Raw genomic sequence first — 20,763 nt, forward strand, 5'->3', positions numbered from 1 at the left:
ACAGCGTCGGCATCCCGCACCAATGAAATCGACCTTCCTACCGGACGTGACATGACGCGACTCCCCAATCGCCGCCTGCTGGCCCTCGCCCTCGCCGCCGTCACCGGCGCTCCCGCCCTGGCCCAGGCAGCCGAGCCCTTCACTGTCAGCGACATCCGCGTCGATGGCCTGCAGCGCATCAGCTCGGGCACGGTGTTCACCTACCTGCCGGTGGAACGGGGCGAGACGATCACCGACAACAAGATCGGCGAGACCATCCGCGCGCTGTACAAGACCGGCTTCTTCGAAGACGTTCAGCTGGACCGCCAGGGCAGCATCCTGGTGGTGACCGTCAAGGAACGCCCGGCGATCAACAAGCTGACCGTGACCGGCAACAAGGACATCAAGTCCGAGCAGCTGCTCAAGGGCCTGTCCGACATCGGCCTGACCGAGGGTGGCACCTTCGACCGCCTGAGCCTGGACCGCGTGACCCAGGAACTGCGCCGCCAGTACAACGACCGCGGCAAGTACACCGTCGAGATCACCCCGACCGTGAGCCCGCTGGACCGCAACCGCGTGGACATCGCGATCGCCATCAAGGAAGGCAAGGCGGCCAAGATCCGCCACGTCAACCTGGTCGGCACCGAGAAGTTCGAGAGCAAGGACATCCTGGAGACCTGGGAGTCCAAGGAGCACAACTGGGCATCGTGGTACCGCCGTGACGACCAGTACTCCAAGGAAAAGCTGTCCGGCGACCTGGAAAAGCTCAACTCCTGGTACCTGGACCGCGGCTACGTCGACTTCAGCATCGATTCCACCCAGGTCTCGATCAGCCCCGACAAGCGCGACATGTTCCTCACCGCGGGCGTGACCGAGGGTGCGCAGTACAAGATCTCCGAGATCAAGGTCAGCGGCGACACCATCCTTCCGCAGGAGGACGTCGAGCGCATGGTGATCCAGAAGCCGGGCGACACGTTCTCGCGTGCCCTGCTGGAATTCAGCTCGGACACCATCACCAACTCGCTGTCCAACATCGGCTACGCGTTCGCCAAGGTGAACCCGATCCCGACCACCAACCGTGCCGAACAGACGGTAGGCATCAACATGCAGGTCGTGCCCGGCCCGCGCGTGTCGGTGCGCCGTATCCTGTTCCGTGGCAACACCCGCACCTCCGACGAAGTGATGCGTCGCGAAATGCGCCAGTTCGAGAACAGCTGGTACTCGCAGGCCGCGATCGACCGCTCCAAGATCCGCCTGCAGCGCCTGGGCTACTTCGAGTCGGTGGACGTCGAGACCCCGGCCGTCAGCGGCAGCAACGACCAGGTCGACGTCGTCTACAACGTCAAGGAAACCACCTCCGGCAGCTTCGTGTTCGGCCTGGGCTATTCGCAGTCCTACGGCATGACCACCTCGGTGCAGCTGTCGCAGAACAACTTCCTCGGCGGCGGCAACCGCGTGTCGGTCGAAGCCTCGCGCAGCAGCTACCTGCAGCGCTACGGCTTCAGCTACACCAACCCGTACTTCACCGACGACGGCGTTTCGCTGGGCTACAACCTGTCCTGGCGTGAACTGGACTACTCCGACTTCAACACCGCGCAGTACAACAGCACCAATGGTTCTGCGCAGGTGGTATTCGGCGTGCCGCTGACCGAGACCGACACCGTCTCGCTGATGTTCGGCATCGACAGCAACCAGATCACGACCTACCGTGGCTCGACCCCGGCCTCGATCATCGATTACATCGATGCGGTCGGTTCGCGCACCTTCCATGCCTGGCGTACCGAGCTGGGCTGGGCGCGCGACTCGCGCAACGATTACTTCATGCCGACCCGCGGTACCTACCAGCGCGTCGGTCTGGAAACCACGCTGCCGGGCTCGACCATCGAGTACTACAAGCTGAACTACCAGATCAGCAAGTACTGGCCGATCATGCCGTCGCTGGTGATCAACACCCGCGCCGAAGTGGGCTACGGCGATGCCTACGGCAAGGACTACACCCGTACGATCACCGACGCCGACGGCAAAACCCGTACCGTCACCGCCAGCGGCCTGCCGTTCTTCGAGAACTTCTACGCCGGTGGTACCAACTCGGTACGTGGCTTCGAGGACAACACCCTCGGTCCGCGCGAAGTAACCCAGGGTTATCCGGAAGGCCAGCCGCTGGGTGGTTCGCTGAAGACCGTCGGTTCGGTCGAAGCCTACTTCCCGCGCCTGTTCGACAGCCCATCGGCCCGCGTGTCGGCCTTTGTCGACTTCGGTAACGTCTACAACGGCACCAAGAACTTCAAGGCCAACGAACTGCGCGTCTCCACCGGTGTGGCCCTGCTGTGGCGCGCCCCGGTCGGCCCGATCTCGATCAGCTACGCGTTCCCGCTGAAGAAGGAAGACGGCGACAAGATCGAACGCCTGCAATTTACCTTCGGCGGTCAGTTCTAAGAACTGACCACCGAAGGTGCGCCGCGGCTTGCTGTGCAAGCAGCGGGTCCCGACCTACCTCCTATCCCCCGCGCCATTGGCGCGCCCCCCTTAACAGAAGGGGGGCTCTCCACCAGACGGGGCGCGAAGCGCCGGGCATTGCCCGGCGTTTTCGTTTAGTCCGGATGCGGGAAGCGCGCACCCCGCTTTTGATTTTTTCTGTTTTTCCGTGGCTGGCACTCGCGCCAGGCCGTCGGAGGTCGGACGGGGTGGGGCTGCGGGGGTGTGAGCCGCATGGATGCGGCGACCAAGGCTACATGGACGTACTTGCGCCGCCCCCCGCAGTCCCGCCCCGTCCGACCCAGCCCATGACACTGGCTCTGCCGGCCGCGAGGGGCCCTGCCGTTGGCTGCATATGCCCCCCGCATGACCGCAATGGCGTCACACGTTAAACTCCCGCCGTGAATACTCCCACCTACACCGCCCAGCAACTCGCCGAGCAGTTCGGCCTGCAGGTCCATGGCGACCCCGCCACCGCCATCCACGGCGTGGCCACCCTCGCCCACGCCGGTCCTGGCCAGCTGACCTTCCTCGCCAATCCACGCTACCGCGCCCAGCTGGCCGACAGCCAGGCCTCGCTGGTCGTGCTGCGCGCCGACGACGCCGAAGCCGCCCCCGGCGCCGCGCTCGTGGCCAAGGACCCGTACACCACCTTCGCCAAGATCGCCGCGCTGTTCGACATCGCGCCCACGCGCCCACCGGGCATCCACCCCAGCGCCGTCATCGATCCCAGCGCCCAGGTCGCCGCCAGCGCCCACATCGGCCCCTTCGTCTCCATCGGCGCGCGCAGCGTGGTCGGCGAGAACTGCATCATCGGCACCGGCAGCGTGATCGGCGAAGACTGCAGCCTGGACAGCGGCTGCGAACTGATCGCCCGGGTCACCCTGGTCACCCGGGTCAAGCTCGGCAAGCGCGTGCGCGTGCACCCCGGTGCCGTGCTCGGTGCCGATGGCTTCGGCCTGGCGATGGACGCCGGCAAGTGGATCAAGGTGCCGCAGCTCGGCGGCGTGCGCATCGGCGACGATTGCGAAATCGGCGCCAACACCTGCGTCGACCGTGGTGCACTGGAAGACACCGTGCTGGACGAAGACGTGCGCCTGGACAACCTGGTACAGATCGCGCACAACGTGCAGATCGGCGCGCACTCGGCCATCGCCGGCTGCACCGGCATCGCCGGCAGCGCCAGGATCGGCCGCTACTGCCTGCTCGGTGGCCACGTCGGCGTGGTCGGCCACCTCGAGATCTGCGACAAGGTCGTGATCACCGGCAAGTCGGTGGTCCGCAATTCCATCCATGAGCCGGGCGAGTACTCGTCCGGCACCCCGTTGACCGACAACCGCACGTGGCGCAAGAACGCCGCGCGCTTCAAGCAGCTGGACGCATTGGCTCGCCGCGTCCTGGCTGCTGGCAAGGAGAAAGAATGAACGACACGCTGCAGCTTCCGATCGACGTCTGCCAGATCCAGGAACTGCTCCCGCACCGCTACCCGTTCCTGCTGGTGGACCGGGTGCTTGAGCTCGACATCGACGCCAAGCGCATCCTGGCGCAGAAGAACGTCAGCATCAACGAGCCGTTCTTCCAGGGTCACTTCCCGGGCCGCCCGATCATGCCCGGCGTGCTGATCATCGAAGCGCTGGCCCAGGCCGGTGGCGTGATGACCCAGCTGACGCTTGGCCGCGATGCGCAGTCCAAGCTGTTCTACATGGTCAAGGTGGAAAACGCCCGCTTCAACAAGCAGGTCGTGCCCGGCGACGTGCTGATGCTGGATGTGCAGATGAAGCGCCTGATCCGCAACATGGGCTGGTACTACGGCGAGGCCAAGGTCAACGGTGAAGTCGTTGCCTCGGCCGAGGTCATGTGCGCCGGTGCCAAGGGCTGATCCACGGGAGGCAGCAATGACTGACAACGCACCACGGATCCACCCGACTGCCGTCATCGATCCGGCCGCGCGCCTGGCCGACGACGTCCAGGTCGGCGCGTTCACCCTGATCGGTGCCGATGTGGAAATCGGCGCCGGCACAGTGGTCGGCCCCCATTGCAGCATCCACGGCCCGACCAGGATCGGCCGTGACAACCGCTTCATCGGTCACGCCGCGATCGGTGGCGAGCCGCAGGACAAGAAGTTTGCCGGCGAACGCACCGAACTGGTGATCGGCGACCGCAACGTGTTCCGCGAGTTCGTCACCCTGAACCGTGGCACCGGCGGCGGCGGCGGCATCACCACGATCGGCAACGACAACTGGATGCTGGCCTACACGCACGTGGCGCACGACTGCCATGTCGGCAACTTCTGCGTGTTCTCCAACAACACCACCCTGGCCGGCCACGTGACCGTGGGCGACTACGTGATCATCAGCGGCTTCGCCGGTGCCCACCAGTTCTGCCGCATCGGTGCCCACGCCTTCCTCGGCATGGGCGCGCTGACCAACGGCGACGTTCCGCCGTTCACCATGGTCGGCACCGATTCGCTGGGCCGCCCGCGCGGCATCAACAGCGAAGGGCTGAAGCGTCGTGGCTTCGACGCCGAGCGCATCTCCGCCATCAAGCGCGCCTACCGCACCCTGTACGTGGCGGGCCTGCCGCTGGCCGAAGCCAAGGTGCAGCTGACCGAACAGGCACGCGACAGCGATGACGTGAAGGCCATGCTGGACTTCATCGAGCACGCTGAGAGGCCCTTGCTGCGATGAGCAGCACGACCGGCCAGGCGCCGGCCGGCGCCGCCGTGATTCCGCTGGCCTCGATGGCCGGCAGCGTCCCCGCGCAGCGGGTGCTCAGCGAGCGCCCGTTGCGGATCGCTCTGGTGGCCGGTGAGGCCTCCGGTGACCTGCTGGGTGCGGGCCTGGTGCGCGAGCTGAAGGCACGCTTTCCGAATGCCGAATTCGCCGGCATCGGTGGCGATGCCATGCGCAGCGCCGGCTGCCTGACCTGGCACGATGCCAGCGAGCTGGCGGTGATGGGCCTGACCGAAGTGCTGCGCCACCTGCCACGCCTGCTGAAACTGCGTTCCGCGTTCCGCCAGCGTGCACTGGAATGGCAGCCGGACGTGTTCATCGGCATCGACGCGCCCGACTTCAACCTGGGCATCGAACGCTGGCTGAAGCAGCGCGGCGTGCGCACCGTGCACTACGTCAGCCCCTCCGTCTGGGCCTGGCGCGAGAAGCGCGCCGAGAAGATCGGCAGCAGCGCCGACCTGGTGCTGTGCCTGTTCCCGATGGAACCCCCGATCTATGCCAGGCACGGCATCGACGCGCGCTTCGTTGGCCATCCGATGGCCGATGACATCCCCCTGCAGGGCAACCGCGAGGAAGCGCGCGCCGCGCTTGGCCTGCCGACCTCGGCCAAGGTGCTGGCGGTGCTGCCAGGCAGCCGCCTGGGCGAAATCTCGCGCCTCGGTGAACCGTTCTTCGAGGCCGCCTGGCAGGTCTCCGAGCGCATCCCCGGCCTGCACGTGGTAGTGCCTGCCGCCAACCCGGCCTGCAAGCGCCTGATCGAAGAACAGCTGTCACGCTCGGCGCTGCCGGTAGCCTTCTCGCATGTACTCGACGGTGAGGCGCGAAACGCGATGATCGCCGCCGATGTGGTGGTGCTGGCCTCGGGTACCGCGACGCTGGAGGCGATGCTGGTCAAGCGGCCGATGGTGGTCGGTTACCGCGTCAACGAGCTGACCTACCGCCTGGTCAAGGCGCTGGGCCTGATCAAGGTCGACCGCTTTGCCCTGCCCAACATCCTGGCGGGCCAGGACCTGGCACCGGAACTGATGCAGCACGACTGCACGCCGGACAAGCTGGCGGCGGCCATCCAGCAATGGTTCGACCACCCGCAGCGGGTGACCGACCTGCAGGACACCTATGCCCGCCTGCATCAACGACTGCGCCGCAATGCCTCGGCCCGCGCGGCCGACGCTGTGGGCGAGCTGTTGATGCGCGACCAGGCCCAGGCATGAGCCGCCGCCACGCCGCAGCGGCCAGCCTGGCCCTGTTCGACGGTGCTGCCGTGGTCGAGCCGGAGCGTCTGGTCGCCGGCGTCGACGAAGCCGGCCGCGGTCCGCTGGCCGGACCGGTCGCGGTGGCGGCGGTGGTGTTCGACCCGGCACGGCCACGCATCAACGGGCTGGACGATTCCAAGCAACTCACCGCAGCCCGCCGCGAGCAACTGCATGACCGCATCATCGAACGTGCCCTGGCCTGGCACGTGGTGCTGGTGGACGTGGACACCATCGACCGCCTGAACATCTACCAGGCCACCCTGCAGGGCATGCGTGACGTCGTTGCAGCGGTCGCCCACGTGGCCGGCTTCGCCCGCATCGACGGCAACGTGGTGCCCAAGGGCCTGGTACTGCCGGCGCAGGCGCTGGTCGGCGGTGATGGCATCGACCGCGCGATCATGGCCGCCTCGATCCTGGCCAAGGTCTCGCGCGACCGCTACATGCAGGACGTGCATGCCCGCCACCCGCAGTACGGCTTCGAGCAGCACAAGGGCTACGGCACCCCGGCCCATCTGGCCGCCCTGCGCGAGCACGGCCCCTGCATGGAGCACCGGCGCAGCTTCGCCCCGGTGCGCGAGTGCCTGGAAAACCCGGCAGCTGTGACCGCAGACACCGCAATCGCCTGAATCGCCTGAACGGTCGCTGCACCCGGCTGCGAAAGCAGGGTCAGGCGGGGCCCGCGGTTCGCCTGCGAACCGTGGGGAGCGATAGCGCGGATGCGATATCGCATGCCGTCAAGAGCTTGTCGCGCCCTCCAGCCCTCGCTACCCTGACCGGGCACTCCAGCGCTTCCCGACCCCGGCGACGATTCCCCCGTCAGCACCCGGGGCCCGCGCGCTCCAACCTGGTCCGGCATGTCCAACTCCCGCTTCGTACATCTCCACGTCCACACCGAGTTCTCGCTGGCGGACTCCACCATCCGTGTGCCGGCCAAGCCGGACCAGGCGGACCCGAAGAAGGCCAAGCAGGCCAACCTGCTGTCACGCTCGGTCGAACTCGGCCTGCCCGCGCTGGCGGTGACCGACCTCAACAACCTGTTCGCCCTGGTCAAGTTCTACAAGGCGGCCGAAGGCGTGGGCATCAAGCCTATCGCCGGCGCCGACGTGCTGATCGCCGAGGAAGGGCAGGATCCGTGGCGGATGACCCTGCTGTGCCGCGACCGCGAGGGCTACCTGAGCCTGTCGCGGCTGCTGACCCGCGCGTGGATGGAAGGCCATCGCCCCGAAGGCGGCGTGGCCATCCATCCGGACTGGCTGAAGGCCGGCAACGCCAACCTGTTCGCGCTGGCCGGCCGGCAGAGCCTGGCCGGGCGCCTGGCGCTGGACGGCAAGCATGAACTGGCCGAGCAGCAGCTGGCCGATTGGCAGCGCGTGTTCGGCGATGGCCTGCACCTGGAGCTGACCCGCACCGGCCGCGAGGGCGAGGAAACCTTCAACCAGTTCGCGCTGATGGCCGCCGGCCAGCGTGGCCTGCCGGTGGTGGCCAGCAATGATGTGCGCTTCCTGGCGCCCACCGATTTCAGCGCGCACGAAGCGCGCGTGTGCATTTCCACCGGCCGCGTGCTGGACGACCCCAAGCGCCCGCGCGAGTACAGCGACCAGCAGTACCTGAAATCGGCCGAAGAGATGTGTGCGCTGTTCGCCGACATTCCCGATGCCATCGACAACACGCTGGCGCTGGCCGAGCGCTGCAACATCGAGATGCGGCTGGGCACCTACTTCCTGCCCAATTACCCGGTGCCCGACGACGAGACCCTGGACACCTGGATCCAGAAGATGTCGCGCGACGGCCTGGAAGAGCGCCTGGAGAAGAATCCGCTGGCGCCGGGCAAGACCCGCGAAGATTATTTCGAGCGCCTGGAGTTCGAGCTCAACACCATCATCAAGATGGGTTTCCCCGGCTACTTCCTGATCGTGGCCGACTTCATCCAGTGGGGCAAGAACCAGGGCATCCCGATCGGCCCGGGCCGTGGTTCGGGTGCCGGTTCGCTGGTGGCGTGGGCGCTGAAGATCACCGATCTGGACCCACTGCCGTACAACCTGCTGTTCGAGCGCTTCCTGAACCCGGAACGCGTGTCGATGCCCGACTTCGACATCGACTTCTGCATGGACCGCCGCGACGAGGTGATCGACTACGTCGCGCGCAAGTACGGGCGCGAGCGCGTCAGCCAGATCATCACCTACGGCACCATGGCCGCCAAGGCGGTGGTGCGCGACTCCGGCCGCGTGCTCGGCTTCCCGTACGGCCTGGTCGACGGTGTTTCCAAGCTGATCCCGAACATCCTCGGCATCCACCTGAAGGATGCACTGGGCAAGGGCAAGGAAGGCCCCAGCTCGGAAATGGCGTCGCCGGAACTGATCCAGCGCTACGAGACCGAGGACGATGTCCGCGACCTGATCGACCTGGCGCTGCAGCTGGAAGACCTGACCCGCAACGCCGGCAAGCACGCTGGTGGCGTGGTGATCGGGCCCGAACCGCTGAGCGAGTTCTGCCCGCTGTACGCCGAACACGACGAGAACGGTCTCGGCAAGAACCCCGTCACCCAGTTCGACAAGAACGACGTGGAAGAAGTGGGCCTGGTGAAGTTCGACTTCCTCGGCCTGCGCACGCTGACCATCATCGACTGGGCGGTGAAGGCGATCAACAAGCGCCATGAGCGCGCCGGCATCCCGCCGGTGGACATCGCCGCGATTCCGCTGGACGACACGCCCACCTACAAGGACATCTTCGCCAACGGCAATACGGGCGCAGTGTTCCAGTTCGAATCCTCGGGCATGCGCCGCCTGCTGAAGGACGCGCGTCCCGACCGTTTCGAAGACCTGATCGCGCTGGTGTCGCTGTACCGCCCCGGCCCGATGGACCTGATTCCCTCCTTCAATGCGCGTAAGCATGGCCAGGAAGAAATCATCTATCCCGATCCGCGCACCGAAGCGATCCTGAAAGACACCTACGGCATCATGGTGTACCAGGAGCAGGTGATGCAGATGGCGCAGATCGTCGGCGGCTACTCGCTGGGCGGCGCCGACCTGCTGCGCCGTGCGATGGGCAAGAAGGTGCCGGCCGAAATGGCCAAGCATCGCGAGATCTTCCGCGAGGGCGCGGCCAAGGACGGCGTGGACGAAGCCAAGGCCGATGCCATCTTCGACCTGATGGAGAAGTTCGCGGGCTACGGCTTCAACAAGTCGCACGCGGCCGCCTACGCGCTGGTCAGTTACCAGACCGCGTGGCTGAAGCGCCACTACCCGGCCGAGTTCATGGCGGCCACGCTGTCGTCCGACCTGGACAACACTGACAAAGTGGTCGGCTTCCTCGACGAGGTGCGCAACCTTGGCCTGACCGTGCTGCCGCCCAAGGTGAACCAATCGGCCTTCATGTTCGAAGCGGTCACCCCGGACACCATCCAGTACGGCCTCGGTGCGATCAAGGGCGTCGGCCAGGGTGCCTGCGAGGCGGTGGTCGAGGAGCGGCTGAAGGGCGGCCCGTTCAAGGACCTGCTCGACTTCTGCACCCGCGTCGGCTCGGCCAAGCTCAACCGGCGCACGCTGGAAGCGATGATCAACTGCGGTGCGCTGGACGAGCTCGGTCGCAACCGTGCCTCGCTGATGCTGCAGCTGCCGGAGGTGATCAAGGCCACCGACCAGATGGCACGCGAGCGTGCTTCGGGGCAGAACTCGCTGTTCGGCGGCCCGGACCCGAGCGCGACCACAATCCAGCTGGACCTGCCCGAGGCCGAGGAATGGCCGTTGCTGCAGCGCCTGAACGGCGAGCGCGACACGCTGGGCTTCTACCTCAGCGGCCACCCGTTCGATCCCTGGCGCGATGATGTGCGCGACTTGGTCGGCAACGATCTGGGCTCGGTGGAGAAGATCTGGAGCGCCAACAGCGGTGGCGGCGGTGGCGGCGAAAAGCGCTGGCGCCCGGAAGTGCAGACCGTGCTGGCCGGCCAGGTGGTCGGCGTGCGCCGCAAGGGCGAGAGCCAGATCTTCATCCAGCTGGAAGATGGCCGCGGCCGCGTCGAGTGCAGCGCGTTCTCCGACGCGATGGCCGAGTTCGGGCACCTGATGACCAAGGACCGCATCCTGGTGGTCAAGGGTGGCCTGCGCGAGGACGAATTCAACGGCGGCTACGCATTGCGCATCCGCCAGTGCTGGGACTTCGATGAGGTCTGCGCCAACTACGCCACGCGGCTGTCGCTGCGCCTGGACCTGCGCCAGCAGCGCCCGGTCTGGGAGCGCATCGACGCCCTGCTCGACCGCCATCGCCCCGGACGCACCCCCCTGCGCCTGGACCTGCTGCTGAAGGGTCCGCAGGGCGGCGTCGCCGGCATGCTCGATGTCTCCGGGCAAAGCGCGGTGCGCATCGATTCCAAGTTGATGGAGGCGCTGCGCGCCGACCCGGCCGTGCGCACGCTGAAGGTGCGCTACAGCCCACCGTGGGCCAGCTGAGGCTGGCTCCCTGGTTTTCCTGAACCCCCTGTTTCCCCGTTCCAAGTATCAAGGACGATTGCCCATGAAGACCCTGCTGTTCCCGTTTGCCGCCGCTCTGGCCCTGGCCGCCTGCTCGCCGTCGAAGATCGAGTTCCAGATCGACAACCCGACCGACACGCCGCTGGCACTGAGCATCGATGGCAAGGACCTGCCGGTGGCCGCACAGGGTTCGCGCCCGATCTCGCTCGCCGTCGGTGAGCACCGCCTGCACACCGACAAACTGGGCGACGTGCGCTTCATCGTCTACGTCGATGGCCGCGGCGGACTGATCAACCCGACCCTGAGCGAGTACGTGGTCGCCCGCGAGATCTACGTCACCGACGAGAGCAAGCTGAAGAACTTCGGCACCGGCAAGGCCGGCATCGAGCTGGGTGGCGTCGACTTCGAAGGCCCGTTCGAGAAGCACCACGAACTGTTCATCGACAAGACCTGGACCTACGGCGTGCGCGAGCCCTTCCCGAAGGAAAAGGTGGTGGCCCACGTCGACTCCAGCGGTGGCCAGATCGTGGCCAAGGTGTTCACCGCCCCCGACTTCATCGCCTACGTCGAAGAAGGCATGGGCGAGCCGGGTGCGTTCAAGCGCGAGCAGCCGGCCGGCTACGTGGCCCCGGCCTACAGCCTGGAACCGGCCCCGGCCAGCCTGCCGGCGCTGGTACCGGCCTTCGAGACCCACGCCGGGCCGCTGCGCGAGGTCTATGCGCACTGGCTGAAGGCCACCACCGCCGATGAACAGAAGGCCCTGCGCAAGCAGGACTTCGCCGCGCAGATGGCCTTCACCTCGGCCACCGCCACGCTGGGCAGCGGGCTGGGCCGGGAGGCCAACGAGGCCTACAACGACTTCGTCTCCCAGCGCAGCCAGTTGATGGGCCGCAGCGCCCTGGTGGTGCCCTGAACTGACTGGCGCCCCCTGCCTGGCTGCGCTACCGTCGCCTTCCAGACGAGGGCGTACGGGTGGTTTGCACGCATTCGGCTAGAATTCCCCTCTTCTTTACACGACGGCTTCCGATGAATCCGAACTACCTCGACTTCGAGCAACCCATCGCCGACCTGGAAGCCAAGATCCAGGAACTGCGCAACGCCAGTGCCGGGCCGGCGGTCAATGTCGAGGCGGAAGTGCACGCGCTGCAGGACAAGCTGCGCATGCGCACCGCGCAGATCTTCCGCAACCTGACCTCGTGGCAGGTGCTGCAGCTGGCCCGCCACCCGTCGCGCCCGTACACCGCCGACTACCTGCGCATCATCTGCGATGAGTTCCAGGAACTGGCCGGTGATCGCGCCTTCGCCGACGACAAGGCCATCATGGGCGGCCTGGCCCGCATCAATGGCCGTTCCGTGATGGTGATCGGCCACCAGAAGGGCCGCGACACCAAGGAAAAGATCAAGCGCAACTTCGGCATGCCCAAGCCGGAGGGCTACCGCAAGGCCCTGCGCCTGATGAAGATGGCCGAGCGTTTCGGCCTGCCGGTGCTGACCCTGATCGACACCGCCGGCGCCTGGCCGGGCATCGACGCCGAATCGCGCGGCCAGTCCGAAGCGATCGCACGCAACCTGATCGAGATGGCCGAACTGAAGGTGCCGATCATCTGCACCGTGATCGGTGAAGGCGGCTCCGGCGGCGCGCTGGCGCTGGGCGTGGGCGACCGCACCGTGATGCTGGAGTACTCGGTGTACTCGACCATCACCCCGGAAGGCTGCGCCTCGATCCTGTGGAAGGACGCCGGCAAGGCCAAGGACGCTGCCGAGCAGCTGGGCCTGACCGCCCCGCGCCTGAAGAGCCTGGGCCTGGTCGACAAGGTCGTGCGCGAGCCGACAGGTGGCGCCCACCGCAACCCGACGCAGATGGCCAAGCGCCTGAAGGCCGTGCTGCTGAACGAACTGGATGCGCTGGACAAGCTGTCCACCGAGCAGCTGCTGGAGCAGCGCTACGCGCGCCTGCGCAGCTACGGCACCTACGAAGCCGCCTGAGGTAGTGCCGGCCGCTGGCCAGCATGCAGGTAGGCCTGGTAGAGCCGGCCGCTGGCCGGCAACACGCAGGTGATTGCAGAAACGAAAGCGCCGGGCATTTGCCCGGCGCTTTCGTTTGCGCCCTGACGGCATCCACGCATGGCGTGGATCTACCGGGTGCAGATGACCCCGCCTCAGAACGGCTTGGCCAGCACCAGCCATACGATCGGAATGAAGGCCAGCAGCGGGATCTCGTTGATCCAGCGCAGCGCGCGCGACGACGGCAGCGCCCTGCCCTTGGCCACGCCCTTGAGCAGGCGGCCGATCCAGCCGAAGTACACCAGCAGCAGCACCACCAGTCCCAGCTTGGCATGCAGCCAGCCGGCGCCACCAGGCGCGACCATGGTCGGGAAATCGGGGATGACCTTGTAGCCCAGCCACAGCACCAGGCCCAGCAGGAATGCCAGGCCGAACATCGAGTGGCCGAAGCGGTACAGGCGCAGGCCCATCAGCTGCAGGCGCTCGGTCACCGCCGGCTGGCCCGCAGTCTCGGCCAGGTTCACCAGGATGCGCGGCAGGTAGAACACCGTGGCCATCCACGCCACCACGAACACGATGTGGAAGGTCTTGACCCAGTAGTAGCTCTGCATGCGCTCGCTCCGGCGGCTGGCGTAGATGGGTACCCATTGTCGCAGTAGAGCCACCCCATGGGTGGCTGCCGCGTCCAATCGCCGCAGCATGGCAGCCACCCATGGCGTGGCTCTACTGCAGGCCCGCCACACCCGGGGGCGTAACACCGTACGATAGGCGCCGTTTTCCCCGATCGCGCACCGCCCCATGGACAAGACCTACGACGCCGCCTATTTCCAACGCTGGTACCGCCGTGCCGACATCGGCGGCAGCGCCCGCCTGGCGCGAAAGGTCGCCCTGGCCGTGGCCAGTGCCGAGTACTACCTGGAACGACCGATCCGCAGCGTGCTGGACATCGGCTGCGGCGAAGGCGCCTGGCGCGCACCGCTGCTGAAGCTGCGTCCGAAGGTCGAATACCTCGGCTTCGACAGCAGCGAGTACGCTGTGCGCCGCTACGGCAGGACCCGCAACCTGCACATGGCCCGCTTCGGCGATTTCGCCTGGCTGCGGCCCTGTGCCCCGGTCGACCTGCTGGTCTGCTCGGACGTGATGCACTACGTGCCCGACCGCGAGCTGCGCGCCGGACTGGCCGGCGTGGCAGAGCTGACGGGCGGCGTGGCCTTCCTGGAGACCTTCGCCGCCGAGGACGCGTTCGAAGGCGACCACGACGGCTTCCAGGCGCGCCCGGCGCGTTGGTACCGCCGCACGCTGGCCCGGCATGGCCTGCAGCCGGTGGGGTCGCACTGCTGGCTCGGCCCCGCCCTGGCAGGCGATGCGGCCGCGCTGGAACGGATGTGAATCCAGATTCATTATTTTCAGCCGACTTAACCTGCGGGACACCCGGATGGGATATGCTGCGCGGCAACATATGACCATACATATTCGGTCGTCATGCTCTATCAACTGCACGAACTGACCCGCAACCTGCTCGCCCCCTGGGTGCACCAGGCCCAGGCCAACGCCAGGTTCTTCGCCAACCAGGGGCACTGGTGGTCGCAGATGCCCGGCGCTGATCGCCTGGCGGCGGTCAATGAACTCTTCCACCGCATCGGCAAGGATTACGAGAAGCCCGAGTGGGGCATCAACGAAATCGACGTCGATGGCGAACGCGTGCCGATCGTCGTGCACGAGGAAGTAAGCAAGCCGTTCTGCAAGCTGCTGCGCTTCAAGCGCCACAGCAATGAAGCCGACCAGCTGCACACGATGCTCAACCAGCCGTTCGTGCTGGTCGTTGCGCCGCTGTCAGGCCACCATGCCACGCTGCTGCGCGATACCGTGCGCACGCTGCTGCGCGACCACCGCGTGTACGTTACCGACTGGGTGGATGCGCGCATGGTGCCAGCCAGCGAAGGCGAATTCGGCCTGGACGACTACATCGCCTACATCCAGGAATTCATCCGCCACCTCGGCGTGGAGCGCCTGCACGTGGTGAGCGTGTGCCAGCCGACCGTACCGGTGCTGGCCGCGGTTTCGCTGATGGCCAGCCGTGGCGAACCGACGCCGCGCACGCTGGTGATGATGGGTGGCCCGATCGATGCGCGATGCAGCCCGACCGCAGTGAACAACCTGGCCACGCAGAACCCGCTGTCGTGGTTCGAGAACAACGTCATCCACACCGTGCCGGCCAGCTATCCCGGCGCCGGTCGCCGCGTGTACCCGGGCTTCCTGCAGCACGCCGGCTTTCTGTCGATGAACCCGAGCCGCCACTTCAGTTCGCACTGGGATTTCTATACCGACCTGGTCAAGGGCGACCTGGAAGACGCCGACGCGCACCGTCGTTTCTACGACGAGTACAACGCGGTGCTGGATATGCCGGCCAGGTACTACCTGGATACGATCCGCGTGGTGTTCCAGGACTTCCTGCTGCCGCGTGGTGAGTGGGTGGTCAACGGCGAGAAGGTCGATCCGTCGGCGATCCGCGATACCGCGCTGCTGAGCATCGAGGGCGAGCTGGACGATATCGCCGGCCTCGGCCAGACCGAAGCCGCACAGGCGCTGTGCACCGGCATCACTGCGGACCGCCGTGAGCATTTCATCGTCGAAGGTGCCGGCCACTACGGCATCTTCAGCGGCCGTCGCTGGCGCGAAGTGGTGTACCCGAAGGTGCGCGACTTCTTCGCCGCGCATGCCGAAGCACCGGCGGCGAAGGCCACGAAGAAGAAGAGCAACGTCACCCCGTTGCGGCGAAAGGCGGGCTGATTCCCGGCAGGGGTCGGATCCCTTTCCAACGGAAAGGGCTCTCTGACCCCAGCATGATGGGATCCGGGGTCAGAGCCCTGTTCTGCGAACAGGGATCCGACCCCTGGCCTGTTACAACCGCACCAGCAGGTTCTTGGCGATCAGCCCGTGCAGCTTGCCGATGCCGCGTGCCAGATGCATCGTCAGCAGCAGCAGCAGCGCGCCCGCCGCAGCAACCGTGATCGCCACCAGCGGCGATGCAGCCATCGGCAGTACGTTCACGCCATCGACGTACACGCCCGGAATGTCACCACTGAAGATCGCCGCGACCGGCGCCCAGATCAGGCTCAGCGACAGCGACAGCAGCGTCACCGCGAGGGTGAAGTAGATGACGCCCAGCGGCAGCATCAGCACGAAGTACAGCAGGGTGAGCCAGGTGCGGCCATCGGTGAACATGTCGCCGATGCGCTGCAGCCAGGTGCGGCTGCGATCGGTGTAACGCGGACGGCGCGGCATGCGTTCTCCCAGCAGCGCTTCCACCAGCCGCCCTTCCAGCAGCGCCAGCCCGCGCACCGAGCCGAAGAACAGCACGGTCAGCGGAATGCCCACGATCAGGATCAGCAGGCCCAGCGACAGCGACAGGCCGGTCACCACCCAGGTGAAGAAGAAGATGCCGGTGGCCAGCGACAGCAGCATGTAGAACAGCGCACCGTAGGTGTGCGGATCGGTCACCACACCGAAGAAGCGCGCCAGCAGCGAGCGCTGCACCGGCGCCGGCGGCGGTGCGGCCGGCTCGACGCCACTGGCTTCCGCCGCCGCGCGCAGCACCGGCGCGGTATCTGCACGTGGCGTACGCAGCGCGCGGTTCACCGTCACTTCGGTCTCGCGATAGATCTCGGCCACTTCGTCCGGGGCGCCATAGCTGCCAGCGACGTCGGCGATCACCTCGGCCTCGCTGCGGCCGGGCTGCGCCGCCAGCTCCGAGCGCAGGTATTCCTCGGCGTCGTACAGCGCGTCCTGCACCATCGCCGGGTCGGCACCTTCCAGCGCCACACGCAGCTGCGCCAGGTACTGCGGGATGGTCGTGGGCAGGGCTCGGCCTGCCAGGCTCGGGTCGTTCATTGCGGTACCCCCTCCAACACGGAATCGACGGAATCGCGGGTGGCCTGCCAGGCGTGGCGCCACTGCGCCAGCACCTCGCGGCCACGTTCATTGATGCGGTAGTAGCGCCGCGGCGGACCGCTGCTGGACGGCTCCACGTGGCTTTCCAGCAGACCGGCAGCCTCCAGGTTGCGCAGCACCGGGTACAGCGCGCTCTGCTTGCCGCTCAGCACGCCCTCGCCCACCCGCTCCAGCTCCTTGGCAATGAGGTAGCCGTACAGCGGCTCCCCGGCCCGGGCCAGCACCGCCAGCAGGGCCAGCGACACCGTTCCGGCGCTGAGCTCCTTCTGGAACTTCTTCAGCTGGACATCGTCCTCGGACATGACCGGCCCTCCACTACGTTGAAGTCCACAGTAGTACGAAGTTCGGTATAGCGAATGTGTCGTTAGTCATCGTGCCGGTTGGCGTGGCCGGGCCGCTCGCGCAGAATCGAAGCCTCGTTCATGTTCCGGGGATCCCATGCCGCACCGTCGCCGTCTTGCCCTGACCGCCCTCGCCCTGGCCTGCCTGCTGCCCTCGCTGGCCAGCGCGGCAACGCCCTACCGCAGCCCGCAGCAGATCCTTGATGCCTCCGCGGCCAGCGACTGGCGTACCCCGGACCCGGCCAACCTGCTGTACATGGACCTGCCGGCTGGACGGGTGATCATCGAGCTGGCGCCGCAGTTCGCCCCGCGCCATGTCGCCAACATCCAGACCTTCGCCCATGAGCACTTCTGGGACGGCACCAGCATCTACCGCTCACAGGACAACTTCGTGGTGCAGTTCGGCGATGCCGACGCCGATGACGCGGCCAAGGCCAGGCCGTTCGGCAGTGCCGCGCGCAAGCTGCCGGCCGAATTCGAACGTGCCAGCGCGGGCCTGAAGGTAAGCGTGCTGCCCGACCGCGATGGCTGGGCCGCGCAGACCGGTTTCGTCGACGGCTTCCCGGTGGGCCAGGACCCGCAGGCCGGCAAGGCCTGGCTGGCGCACTGCTACGGCATGCTCGGCGCCGGCCGCAGCAACGAGGAAGACAGCAGCATCGGTGCCGAACTGTACGTGGTGACCGGCCAGTCGCCGCGCCAGCTGGACCGCAACATCACTGTGGTCGGCCGCGTGCTGAAGGGCATGGAACTGCTCAGCGCAACACCGCGCGGGCCCGCGCCGATGGGCTTCTACCAAGACCCGAAACTGCGCACGCCGATCGTGTCGATCCGCCGCGCCAGCGATGTGCCGGCAGCCGAGCGCACGCCGATCCAGGTACTGCGTACCGACTCGAAGACCTTCGCCGATACGGTGGAGGCGCGGCGCAACCGCGTGGATGATTTCTACAAGCGTCCGGCCGGGCATATCGATCTGTGCAATATTCCGGTGCCGGTGCGCTGATGGTTTCCTGCGCGTGACGCGTGCTGAAGGTGCTTCACTGTTCATGGGCGTCACTTTTCTTTTCGCGCGAAAAGAAAAGTAACCAAAAGAAACGCGCCGCCAGGTCGCGAGCCGCCGTGCTTCGCACGTCGGTCCCCTGCGCTTCTCGGTGAATCAGGGGACGGTGCCGAACTCGCTGCGCTCAGACATCGGCACCTCTTCGCCCCTGATTCCCCTGCGATGCTCGGCTCACTCAAGGCGGACCCAAGGTCAAGAGCCACAGCTGCACGACGATGCATGGTAGTGCCGGGCCGGGCCCGGCGAGCGAAGCGACCGCTTCTGCCTTTGATCTTGGATCCGCCTTGAGCGAGCCGAGCACCGCAGGTCCGGCGAGGGCGAAGAGGCGCGGGTGTCTGAGCGCAGCGAGTTCCCGCGCCGTCCCTCGACGGGCCGAGGAGCGCAGGGCACCGGTGCGCAGCACCGGCTCGCGGCCGGCGGAACGTTTCTTTTGGTTACTTTTCTTTGCGTACAAAGAAAAGTAACGCCCATGAACAGTGAAGCACCTTCAGCACGCGCAACGCGCAAAACGCCAATTCCTCAGCCCTTCTGGCTCACCGCCACGCTACCCAGAATCAACACACCCGCAATCAACATCTGCACCGTCACCGCCTCCCCCAGGAACAACCACGCAAACGCCGCGCCGAACAGCGGAATCAGGTAGGTCACCGTCGACGCCCGTGACGGGCCGATACGGCCGATCAGGCGGTAGAACATCAGGAACGCCAGCCCGGTGCAGGCCACGCCCAGTGCGACGGCCGCGCCCCAGGCCTTCAGCGGAATCGCCGCCTGCGGCCAGTGGCTCACCGCCATCGGCAGCATCCACAGCGAGGCACACGACAGCGTTGCCGCCGCCGCTGCCGCCGACGGCAGGCCGGTCATGTGCCGCTTCACCAGGTTCACGCCCAGGCCGTACAGCAGCGAAGCCGCCGCACCGGCCAGCACCGCGGTGCCGATACTCAGGCCGGAAACCTTGGCGGTGGCCAGCACCACTACGCCAGCGAAGCCAACCAGCAAGGCACCGGCGCGGCGCATGCCGATCTTCTCGCCGAAGAACAGGAAGGCGATCAGCGCGGCGAACAGCACGGTCATCGCATTGCAGATCGCGCCGATCGCCGCCGGCGCCTGTTCCGCTGCATAGGCGAACAACACGAACGGCAACGCCGAGTTGATCAGGCCGATCGGCGCCAGCCACAGCCAGCGCCGCGGCGGGAACTGCGCGCGGGCGCGCCACAGGAACGGCAGCAGCACCAGCGCACCCAGCACCAGCCGCACCTCGACCAGCGCGAACGGGCCGAACGACGGCACCGCCACCCGCATGAACAGGAACGAGCAGCCCCAGATGGCGCCCAACAGGGTCAATTCCAGCGGCGTGCGCCAATCGCGCTCGGCCGCCTGTGGGACCGCATTCATGCCTTGCCTCCGTACATCGTCAATTCCTCGCCAAGGGGAATAGGATCAGGCGCAGACGCCCGCCGCACAAGCGCGTAGTATCGCTGCCAGCCACAAATATGGTTTGAGGCTCGACATGCTGCTACGCCCTTCCCTGCTACCCGCACTGGCCGTGTTCGCGGTCGCCGCGCGCCACCAGAACTTCGCCCAGGCCGCGCAGGAGCTGCACCTGACCGCCAGCGCGGTCAGCCACCACGTGCGCCGCCTGGAAGAGGTGCTCGAGGTGCGCCTGTTCCTGCGCCACGCGCGTGGCGTGCGCCTGACTGCCGAGGGCCGGCAACTGGCCGACGCCGCCAGCGCCGCCTTCACCGATGTCGCGGCCGTCGCCCATCACCTGCAGCCGGATGCCGACAGCGTGCCGCTGCGGATCACCACGCTGCGCTCGCTGTCCTACTGCTGGCTGCTGCCACGGCTGCCGCGCTTCACCCAGGCCTACCCGCACATCCGCATCGAACTGCATACCGGCAGCGGGCTGGATCGCTATGACGACAACGGCCCGGAAGTGGGCATCCGCTACGGCCTGGGCCAATGGCCCGGCCTGCGTGCGCAGCACCTGATGGATGACTACCTGTTCCCGGTCGCCTCACCGGCACTGGCCGGCGTCGAAACGCTGGTCGATCCGGCGCGCATCGCCGACCTGCCGCTGCTCACCGACCTGTCGCCGCAGGGCTGGCGCGACTGGTTCCGCCACGCCGGCGTGCGCACGCCGTCGCCGCTGCCGCCCATGCACACCTTCGCCGACAGCACCGATGCGATGCGTGCAGCGGTGTATGGCATGGGCGCGGTGCTGGCGCGAACCCACATCGCCCAGCCCTATCTGCAGCGCTACGAGGTGGTGCGCCTGCCCGGCCCGGCACTGAAGGCGCGCTATGCGTATCACGTAGTGCATGCCGAAGGACAACCGCCCAGCCCGGCCGCACGCCTGTTCATCGACTGGCTGCTGGAGCAGGCGCAGGACGAACGCACACCGATTCCCGCATTGCCGGACAGCCTGCTCGGACGCCCGGCCACACGCGCCTGACTGCACCCTCACCCGTTCTTTGCCCGGCGCTGGCTAGGCTGCAGGCAACTCCA

17 protein-coding genes are annotated in these 20,763 nt (G+C 66.9%); 13 read left to right on the plus strand and 4 right to left on the minus strand.

Going from position 1 to position 20,763, the window contains the following annotated elements; translation table 11 throughout:
* Positions 1-51 precede the first annotated feature (51 nt).
* The 9 genes from bamA (at position 52) to AC5P9L_RS02790 (ending at position 12,891) form a co-directional block, all read left to right on the plus strand.
* The gene (gene bamA, locus AC5P9L_RS02750) at positions 52-2,415 is read left to right on the plus strand and encodes an outer membrane protein assembly factor BamA (protein ID WP_114618488.1); all 2,364 of its coding nucleotides are present in this window, start codon (positions 52-54) and stop codon (positions 2,413-2,415) included.
* Positions 2,416-2,855: 440 nt separating this feature from the next.
* Positions 2,856-3,878 carry a UDP-3-O-(3-hydroxymyristoyl)glucosamine N-acyltransferase gene (gene lpxD / locus AC5P9L_RS02755; protein ID WP_005408738.1) on the plus strand — a complete coding sequence of 341 codons (1,023 nt, stop codon included), beginning with the start codon at positions 2,856-2,858 and terminating at the stop codon, positions 3,876-3,878.
* Complete coding sequence (gene fabZ, locus AC5P9L_RS02760; RefSeq protein ID WP_005408737.1) at positions 3,875-4,333, plus strand: 3-hydroxyacyl-ACP dehydratase FabZ; 459 nt, start codon at positions 3,875-3,877, stop codon at positions 4,331-4,333. The genes lpxD and fabZ overlap by 4 nt, the downstream gene beginning before the upstream one ends.
* A 16-nt stretch (positions 4,334-4,349) precedes the next feature.
* Positions 4,350-5,141: an acyl-ACP--UDP-N-acetylglucosamine O-acyltransferase gene (gene lpxA, locus AC5P9L_RS02765; protein WP_005412736.1), complete on the plus strand. Its 792-nt coding sequence runs from the start codon at positions 4,350-4,352 to the stop codon at positions 5,139-5,141.
* Between the two features lie 53 nt (positions 5,142-5,194).
* On the plus strand, positions 5,195-6,397 hold the full coding sequence (lpxB, locus tag AC5P9L_RS02770; protein ID WP_043034888.1) for a lipid-A-disaccharide synthase: 1,203 nt from the start codon (positions 5,195-5,197) through the stop codon (positions 6,395-6,397).
* Positions 6,394-7,065, plus strand: coding sequence for a ribonuclease HII (rnhB, locus tag AC5P9L_RS02775; protein WP_087803316.1), 672 nt, complete (start codon positions 6,394-6,396; stop codon positions 7,063-7,065). The genes lpxB and rnhB overlap by 4 nt, the downstream gene beginning before the upstream one ends.
* A gap of 228 nt (positions 7,066-7,293) precedes the next feature.
* Positions 7,294-10,884: a DNA polymerase III subunit alpha gene (dnaE, locus tag AC5P9L_RS02780; RefSeq protein WP_114618490.1), complete on the plus strand. Its 3,591-nt coding sequence runs from the start codon at positions 7,294-7,296 to the stop codon at positions 10,882-10,884.
* Positions 10,885-10,948: 64 nt separating this feature from the next.
* Positions 10,949-11,818: a hypothetical protein gene (locus tag AC5P9L_RS02785; RefSeq protein WP_106550365.1), complete on the plus strand. Its 870-nt coding sequence runs from the start codon at positions 10,949-10,951 to the stop codon at positions 11,816-11,818.
* A gap of 113 nt (positions 11,819-11,931) precedes the next feature.
* Positions 11,932-12,891, plus strand: a complete 960-nt coding sequence (locus tag AC5P9L_RS02790; protein WP_114618491.1) for an acetyl-CoA carboxylase carboxyltransferase subunit alpha — start codon at positions 11,932-11,934, stop codon at positions 12,889-12,891.
* Between the two features lie 173 nt (positions 12,892-13,064).
* On the opposite strand, the gene AC5P9L_RS02795 is transcribed toward AC5P9L_RS02790, so the two are convergent.
* Positions 13,065-13,520 carry a CopD family protein gene (locus AC5P9L_RS02795; protein ID WP_005408730.1) on the minus strand — a complete coding sequence of 152 codons (456 nt, stop codon included), beginning with the start codon at positions 13,518-13,520 and terminating at the stop codon, positions 13,065-13,067.
* A gap of 187 nt (positions 13,521-13,707) precedes the next feature.
* Between AC5P9L_RS02795 and AC5P9L_RS02800 the strand changes: the two genes are divergently transcribed.
* Both AC5P9L_RS02800 and AC5P9L_RS02805 read left to right on the plus strand, forming a co-directional pair.
* A complete protein-coding gene (locus tag AC5P9L_RS02800; protein ID WP_005408729.1) occupies positions 13,708-14,298 on the plus strand; it encodes a class I SAM-dependent DNA methyltransferase in 591 nt (196 codons plus the stop codon).
* Positions 14,299-14,391: 93 nt separating this feature from the next.
* On the plus strand, positions 14,392-15,699 hold the full coding sequence (locus AC5P9L_RS02805; RefSeq protein ID WP_005408728.1) for a polyhydroxyalkanoate depolymerase: 1,308 nt from the start codon (positions 14,392-14,394) through the stop codon (positions 15,697-15,699).
* Between the two features lie 111 nt (positions 15,700-15,810).
* Here the strand turns inward: AC5P9L_RS02805 and AC5P9L_RS02810 are convergent, their stop codons facing one another.
* Both AC5P9L_RS02810 and AC5P9L_RS02815 read right to left on the minus strand, forming a co-directional pair.
* Positions 15,811-16,800, minus strand: a complete 990-nt coding sequence (locus AC5P9L_RS02810) for a sensor domain-containing protein (protein WP_049395934.1) — start codon at positions 16,798-16,800, stop codon at positions 15,811-15,813.
* Positions 16,797-17,162, minus strand: a complete 366-nt coding sequence (locus AC5P9L_RS02815; protein ID WP_005408726.1) for a PadR family transcriptional regulator — start codon at positions 17,160-17,162, stop codon at positions 16,797-16,799. Before AC5P9L_RS02815 ends, AC5P9L_RS02810 begins: the two co-directional genes overlap by 4 nt.
* A 136-nt stretch (positions 17,163-17,298) precedes the next feature.
* Between AC5P9L_RS02815 and AC5P9L_RS02820 the strand changes: the two genes are divergently transcribed.
* The gene (locus tag AC5P9L_RS02820) at positions 17,299-18,201 is read left to right on the plus strand and encodes a peptidylprolyl isomerase (RefSeq protein ID WP_111117848.1); all 903 of its coding nucleotides are present in this window, start codon (positions 17,299-17,301) and stop codon (positions 18,199-18,201) included.
* Between the two features lie 576 nt (positions 18,202-18,777).
* Here AC5P9L_RS02820 and AC5P9L_RS02825 read toward each other — a convergent pair.
* Positions 18,778-19,650: a DMT family transporter gene (locus AC5P9L_RS02825; RefSeq protein ID WP_099490393.1), complete on the minus strand. Its 873-nt coding sequence runs from the start codon at positions 19,648-19,650 to the stop codon at positions 18,778-18,780.
* A 115-nt stretch (positions 19,651-19,765) separates the two neighbouring features.
* Here AC5P9L_RS02825 and AC5P9L_RS02830 point away from each other — a divergent pair, with 115 nt between their 5' ends.
* The gene (locus tag AC5P9L_RS02830; protein ID WP_005408722.1) at positions 19,766-20,710 is read left to right on the plus strand and encodes a LysR substrate-binding domain-containing protein; all 945 of its coding nucleotides are present in this window, start codon (positions 19,766-19,768) and stop codon (positions 20,708-20,710) included.
* Positions 20,711-20,763 lie beyond the last annotated feature (53 nt).

Source organism: Stenotrophomonas sp. YJH_SMC_64, from assembly GCF_059371375.1.